Annotated in this window: 6 protein-coding genes; 2 read left to right on the forward strand and 4 right to left on the reverse strand. The window is 44.9% G+C overall.

Annotated features, from left to right (window positions below; genetic code table 11):
* Positions 1-325: 325 nt before the first annotated feature.
* On the reverse strand, positions 326-1,312 hold the full coding sequence (locus EJ063_RS05945) for a CobW family GTP-binding protein (protein WP_126573067.1): 987 nt from the start codon (positions 1,310-1,312) through the stop codon (positions 326-328).
* A gap of 102 nt (positions 1,313-1,414) precedes the next feature.
* A complete protein-coding gene (ylqF, locus tag EJ063_RS05950; protein WP_126573068.1) occupies positions 1,415-2,350 on the reverse strand; it encodes a ribosome biogenesis GTPase YlqF in 936 nt (311 codons plus the stop codon).
* Between the two features lie 162 nt (positions 2,351-2,512).
* On the opposite strand from ylqF, the gene EJ063_RS05955 reads away from it, so the two are divergent.
* Positions 2,513-2,716 carry a hypothetical protein gene (locus EJ063_RS05955; RefSeq protein WP_126573069.1) on the forward strand — a complete coding sequence of 68 codons (204 nt, stop codon included), beginning with the start codon at positions 2,513-2,515 and terminating at the stop codon, positions 2,714-2,716.
* A gap of 172 nt (positions 2,717-2,888) precedes the next feature.
* Complete coding sequence (locus tag EJ063_RS05960) at positions 2,889-3,305, forward strand: GFA family protein (protein ID WP_126573070.1); 417 nt, start codon at positions 2,889-2,891, stop codon at positions 3,303-3,305.
* A 24-nt stretch (positions 3,306-3,329) separates the two neighbouring features.
* Here the strand turns inward: EJ063_RS05960 and EJ063_RS05965 are convergent, their stop codons facing one another.
* Both EJ063_RS05965 and EJ063_RS05970 read right to left on the reverse strand, forming a co-directional pair.
* On the reverse strand, positions 3,330-4,040 hold the full coding sequence (locus tag EJ063_RS05965) for a response regulator (protein ID WP_126573071.1): 711 nt from the start codon (positions 4,038-4,040) through the stop codon (positions 3,330-3,332).
* Positions 4,037-7,113, reverse strand: a 3,077-nt coding sequence (locus EJ063_RS05970; RefSeq protein WP_126573072.1) for a response regulator, incomplete at its 5' end; no start/stop codon positions are given. The genes EJ063_RS05970 and EJ063_RS05965, both read right to left, overlap by 4 nt.

Below are 7,113 nucleotides of genomic sequence, written 5' to 3' on the forward strand. Positions count from 1 at the left end.
AGGTTGACGATTGCGCCACACAAGTCACAATTCTGAGATTAAGCTAGGGTTGTCTTGCTTGCAAATTAGCGTTTATAGGCCATAGTTAAAGGGTAAGGCAATCTGGACCGACCCGCATGGAGGAAAATTCGCCTTACCTACAATTTGGATGGATTCAAACAAAAATATTGAAACGCCTCGTATATGATCAGGTCGCAACAACATGACCTCCTGATTCGCAAGCTCACGATTGAGTAACGAGGGATAGGGCGCACTTATTGGTGCGCCTTCTGTCGTTTTGGGCTTCTATTATCTTCGTTCTTCGTTATCGCGCTGATGGGTTTCTTTAACTTGGTTGATTGAGGTTAGAAATCTTTATCAATACGTCTTCTAGTTGCTCCCAAGGAAGTAACTGGCTATCGATCACTTCGATACGGCTTTCGAACCCTTCTAACGACGTTTCATTGACCGAGACAACACCATGACTGACGTTAAACGCGTAGCAGCCGTTAGTGGTGTTCATCACGCCTTTTACACGTTCTGCCGTGATGTCTGACAGCACAGAAAATAAATCGTCAAAGTCGAAGACGACTTCTGACCCAAATATCCAACCACAACTGAAGTAGCCTTGACCACGATTCTCTTTTCGGATGTGAGTTTGATTAGGCGGTAACTCAAACTGAGGTTCTTGCTCGGCATGCTCATGGTGATGGGCTGCCACTTCTGTTGATGGTGACTGATCGCGACGAGGAATATCAAGCAGATCAATAGGGAACTGGCCTTGCTTCACAAGCTGACTGAAAATTTTAGGTGGCGTTTGGTCCGTTACCCAATCGTTGAATGCATCAACATCGCTGACATGGCACTGATCGACTTTGTTACCGATTATGATGTCAGAGATGGCGAGCTGATCGATAAAGTTTTGATTGGTCGTGTACTTTTCGTTGCTCAAGTTACGAGGATCAACTAAGCCAATGGTCGCGTGTAAATCGATGTAATCCGTAAACTGGCTCGACGTGAGGGTCGCAATCACTTTATGTGCATGGCCAAGACCGGTGGGCTCAACAATCAATCTATCCGGTTTCGTTCTTAGAAGTGCAGTGACGGCAACGGACATCGGAACACCTGCCGCGCAACACATACAGCCACCGGGTACTTCTTTAATAAGTGCACCTTGATCAGTCAAGATAGCGCCATCAATGCCGATCTCACCAAATTCATTGACTAGAACTGCCCAGTTTTCGTCTTCAGGCTTTTCTTTAAGAAGGTTAAGTATTGCGGTGGTTTTACCGGTACCAAGAAAACCAGTAATAATATTAGTTGGAATGCCCATGAACAGTGTCTCGTAATTACTTTTGTTACACTATAACAAAAGATCCATGGAAGGGAGACAAAAATGGCAGCTCAGTGGCTGCCATTTTCAGAAGGTATCGGGTTAGCGTTTATTTTTTAGGTAGCGCTTACGGCGTTCTTCTTTTTTCTTAATCTTCTCTTCAAGCTTACGTGCCGCTTCTATTTCCACTTCGATCAGCTCTTGAGTGATCATCTCAGGTCGCTCAAGAGTCACCTGACCAAGCGTTCCGTTACGTAGCTCGTGGAGTAGGATCTCAGAGGTTTTGTGCAGGTTTATACGGCCACCAGCACTCAGTGCACCGCGTTTACGACCAATTGCTTCCATGATTTCAATGTCAGATTTTGGAATCTCGTCCAGTGAATAACGCTCTTTTAAGCGTTCAGGGTAAGCTTGGGCTAAGTACTCTACCGTGTAGAAAGCCACTTCATCGTATTCCATAGCGGTATCTTTTACCGCGCCCGTTGCGGCTAAACGGAAACCACTGTGCGGGTTTTCTACTTTAGGCCACAGAATCCCTGGAGTATCACTAAGAACAATACCGTTTTGTAGGTTAATGCGCTGCTGGCGACGAGTCACAGCTGGTTGGTTGCCTGTTACCGCAATTGTGCGGCCTGCAAGTGCATTGATGATGGTCGATTTTCCAACGTTAGGAATGCCCATAATCATGGTGCGAATGTTTTTGCCGATCTCTTCACGATGCGGAGCGAGCTTGCGCACCAACTCCATGATCAGATTCACTTCGTTCTGTTGAGAAGTCGTTATGGCAATGGCTTTCACATTATGCTCTTTTTCAAAATGCTCAATCCAAAGCTGAGTCAGTTCAGGATCAGCAAGATCACGCTTGTTGAGCACTTTAACCACGGGCTTATCGCCTTTTAACTCAGCAATCATTGGGTTTTCACTACTAAAAGGGATACGAGCGTCAAGCACCTCAATAATCACATCAATTTGAGGGATCGCTTCAGCAATCTCTTTTTGGGCTTTGTGCATGTGCCCTGGAAACCATTGGATAGACATAGGATTTAACCTTGAAATTGAAACTTGCGACAATTGTAAGGGGAAAAAGGGAAGAGTAAAGCGTAAAAGGCGATTAAGGTTAACCGCGAAGAGAGTTCAGAGCGTATTAGATCGGACAATGTTGGAGCGGTGGTCTAAACTTTGTTCTTGAAAGACAACTAAATGAATCAACTGATCAACGCGGTTGAACAGTCGGCTCATCAACAACGAGAGCTAACAAGTGAAGTGAGTCAGCATATTCATTCGATAGCTCAAGCAGCAGAGCATAATCTAGAAGCGACGCACACCGTGAATGATGGTTCCAATGATCTCAAAGAGAAAGTGGTGGAGTTTTACCAGCTCGCGCAGCGATTTGAAGAAAAATAAGCGTTTAAAATAGGATAAGCTCCTAATACTAGGGGCTTTTTTATGCCTGTTGGAAATGGAAACTCGCGCCAAAAAAAGCACTACTGGTTGTTATTTGTTCAATTGACGTTTATAACATTAGTTCGCTAATAACAGAACAAGAACTACCCAAACAAGGATTAGGAGGCGTAGCATGAGTTACCTGGTAGAAGGCGCGTGCCAATGTGGACAAGTCAGTTATAAATTGAACAAGCCGCCTATTGCAGTATTCGCTTGTCACTGTATCGAATGTCAGAAGCTCTCAACGGCGCCATTTAGCGTCACAGCAATTGTACGCACGGAAGATATCGACATTGATGGCGAGTTAAAAGAGTGGGGAAGGCTGGCTGAAAGTGGCAACAAAAACGTCGCTAAGTTTTGCCCGGATTGTGGTAATCGAGTGTACCATTACAACCCTGATGAGCTCAGTACGCTTAAGCTTAAATTAAAAGCCAGCTCAGAGGAGGATCACTCCGTATTTGAACCTCAGGCACACGTTTGGGTGAGCGAAAAGCAAGATTGGTATCAGGTCCCTGAAGGCGTTCCTACATACGATAAGCAACCCTCATAGCGTTAATGACTGTTTAGCTGGCCATTAAGAGGCCAGCTGCGTTTCGTCCATCCTTGCATAAAAAGGGTGAACATCAATGATACTGCTCAGTTCGTTGAGTCGCCTTAGCAACTTTTTATTGAGGCGAGTGCCTGCCTTTAACAAACACCCTCCAGTTGTTGCCACAATATTATCCAAAATAACCATGCCATCTTGCAGATCGGCGAGGGAAGATATGTGAATCACATGAGAGGAAACCTCCCTAATCCTCGGTTCACCCTGTTTGTCTGTCTTCTTACCCGTTGGGAGCTGAACATCAGTCTTAACATCACAATATAAGTGCTGTTGATACAACCTTTTTGGTTCTGTCATTGCACTCTTTATTTGATCTTGTGTGTTTTGCACTGTAATGGGTTTCACTAAGAACGCATCCACCTCAAGGGTCATGCATGAAGCGATAGTGTCTGTATCTGAAAGTGTGGTTACCGCAATAATGCTGGTGACTTGAGTTTTGTGGTCTGTATTTTCACGGATATGCTTGATGAGTTCTAAGCCATTGCATAATGGCATGTTGATATCGGTGATGACTAGGTCGATATTGTTTTGCCTTATTTTCTCAATGGCTTCATTACCATTCTTTGCACTTAAGATGTTCTCGTAACCGGTTTGTAGCAGCATATTTAATAACGCTTTTCGTGAAAACTTGTGGTCTTCGACAACCAATATTGTGAATTGGCTCGGGTCATACGTATTCATAATGAGACCTCCGTGTCCGTTATGATCGACTTTTCGAGCAAGTAGCTCTTTAACCTATTTGACTCTGTGCGGCTTCGTTGAAGAGAATCGGAAAGGTACTGCCAGTCTTTATCCATCGCGGTATTCTGGATAGATTCAAAAATGGAGGCGATCTGTTCTGCGCCCGCAGATTTCGCGGCCCCTTTGGCGGCATGGGCGATTTGTTGAAGATTGTGTTCGTTTCGTTGAGATAGCGCTTCAGTCGCCATTTCAATGTCTTCACTGACTGATTCCCAATAACCCGCGAGCAGAGGACCAATGATAGACAGCTCGGTCGTGCCGAGAATATTTTCTAAGCTTTTCATACAAATTGGCGTGGGCTCAGACATCTCTAGCTCGTGGCGTTTTGAATCGCTGTTGTTTGGGTTATTGTTTGCGACTAATGGGGAAAGCTTCAACCATTTCTCAACAACCCGCCCAAGAGTTGCTAATTCGACAGGCTTGGTTAAAAAATCGTCCATCCCAGATGACATGCATTGCTCTGAAGACTCTTTCATGGCGTTCGCGGTAATCGCGATAATAGGAATGTGACCTTTACTGTTATCTTGACGCTCTAACTGCCTTATCTGCTTGGTAAGTTCATAGCCATCCATCACTGGCATGTGACAGTCAGTCAAGATCAAATCGAAGTTTCCATTTTTCCATTTTCTCAACGCCTCTTGGCCGTGAACAGCTAATTCACATTGGTAGCCAAAATGGGAAAGCTGGCGCTGCAATACATCACGGTTAGTCGCTTGGTCATCAATGACTAGAATGTATCCTGACTTTTCTTTGTGTTCGTTACCGACGAGCTCTTTAGTGTCATCTACCTCAACGTGAGGGCTGATTAATCCATTCAGTACACCAATCGCTTTGGACAGCTCACTTGCCTTGAACGGACCTGCTTTTACCGTGTAGCTGTTGGTTGAGTTAGGGCCTGACAGTTGGTTGCCGTCGCTTGAGTATTTGACAAGCTTGAACTGTTTGAGGAGATCCAAGTCCTGACTTGATAAATGTTGATATTCTGCACCTTGGTAAACGTCTGGACCTAAGATGATTGTTCCAATTTCGATATTGGCAGAGAGCGCATGTTTGATGACTGCAATGGCACGACTGAGTGACGAAACGCTGTGTCGTTTATTGTTGATATTCTGCAAGTTAAAATCACAGAAGGTCGAAAAGTCTTTGTCGTTAGTAACCATTAGAACGCGTATATTTGAAAGCGGTTCCGATAGTGAGTCTTCAATCGAGTTTTCAACCGCGATAAACGGCAGTTCGACGGAAAAACAGCTGCCGCTTCCCAAGTGGCTATCTACTGTTATCGATCCACCCATCATTGACAAAAGCGACTGTGTGATCGACAGCCCTAATCCGGTGCCGCCGTAGAGTCGGGTTGTGCTGCTGTCCGCTTGAGAAAAAGCCTTGAACAGGTTTTTCTGTTGCTTTTCACTCATCCCGATTCCGTTGTCTTGAACTCTGAGTTGAATACAGGGTGCTATGCCATCAAAGCTCAAAGACGCTGAGATTGAAATCTTCCCGGTAATGTTGTCATGGCTTTCTGTGAATTTGACTGCGTTACCAAGTAGGTTGAGGATAACTTGGCTTAATCGAACACCATCACTCATGATCATCTTCGGCAAGCTCGGGTCGTAATTGAGGTACATTTCAATACCTTTATTATTGGCCTGCAAATGAAGGACATCCATCGTGCGCTCTAGTAAGGTTTGCAGCTCAACAGGGACACTCTCCAACGACATTTGACCGGCTTCAATCTTTGAAAAGTCGAGGATGTCGTTGATGATGTGTAAGAGCGTGAGTGCGGAGTCTTTAATGGTATTGATCATTGTCGACTGTTCGGAATTTAGCTCGGTTTCACTTAATAGGCTTAACATTCCGACCACACCGTTCATCGGCGTCCGAATTTCATGGCTCATATTGGCGAGAAACATCGATTTCGCTTCACTTGCTGCTTGTGCGGCTTCGCTTTCGTTACGCAGCAAGTCTTGGGCGTTCTTTTCTTTGGTGATGTCGATGTTGACGCCGCCCATTGCAATAGCAGTGGTTGAATCAGCAGCAAAAATCACGTCTGCAGCGGCTTTTACCCAACGAATATCACCACTCGGGAGTAGGATTCTAAACTCTGAGTTAAACTGGCTTAATGTTTCTCGTGCATGAAGGAGTGATTGCTCTGCGTGCTCGATATCATCAGGATGAACCCGTTCTTGCCACATTGCGTAGTTGTTGTCACATTCGTCGGGATGAACACCATAAATGGAGTACATTCGCTCATCCCAAGTCACCTCGTTAGACTCAAAATCCCAGCTCCAGATGCCGATCCCGCCGGCTTGGGTGGCCAAGTTCAAGTTTCTAACCACTTCTTCGAGCTCATTTTGCTGTCTCTTTATTTCGATTTTGGCGAAATGTTCTGAGCTTCGGTCACGAAGGGTAAGGAGTATGTATTTGTGATGCTTCAGGGAGATATAGCGAATCGCTCCATTGAGGAGTAGCGAACTATTATTCTGTGCAAAGGTGAGTGGGTCGCGCAGTTGAACTTCTTGATACAGTGGGATTTGATTGAGTAGATCTGTGAGTAATGTTGGGTCTAGTTCACTAAATATTGAGGTGAGGTTTAACCCGAGCAAGTCAGTTCTTTCCAGCGCAAACATAGATAGAGTTGCATCATTGGCGTCTAGGATCTGATTCGTTTCATTGAGCAAAATCATAGGATCCATCGCTTGATCAAAAATGACCCCGATTTGCATTTCATGTTCGTTGATTCGTTGAGACTGAGCGGCAATGAGTGACTTAAGTTTCTGATTGCTCTCATGTAAAGCGAGTTTTGTTTGCTGGGCAGAAGTGATATCTGAGTGTGTAATCACTAGGTAGTTCATTGAACCATCGGGCCGATACATTGGCTCTACATGGAGCCGAATGGTCTTATCGATACCATCTGATTCAACCGCTATTTCGATGTAAGCTGCTGACTTGGTTCTGATGGTCTTACAAAGTTTGCTGTAGTGCTGTTCTGACAACCGATGATGGAAAAATTCGAGAA

Source organism: Vibrio aquaticus, from assembly GCF_003970385.1.
GTDB classification, from domain to species: domain Bacteria; phylum Pseudomonadota; class Gammaproteobacteria; order Enterobacterales; family Vibrionaceae; genus Vibrio; species Vibrio aquaticus.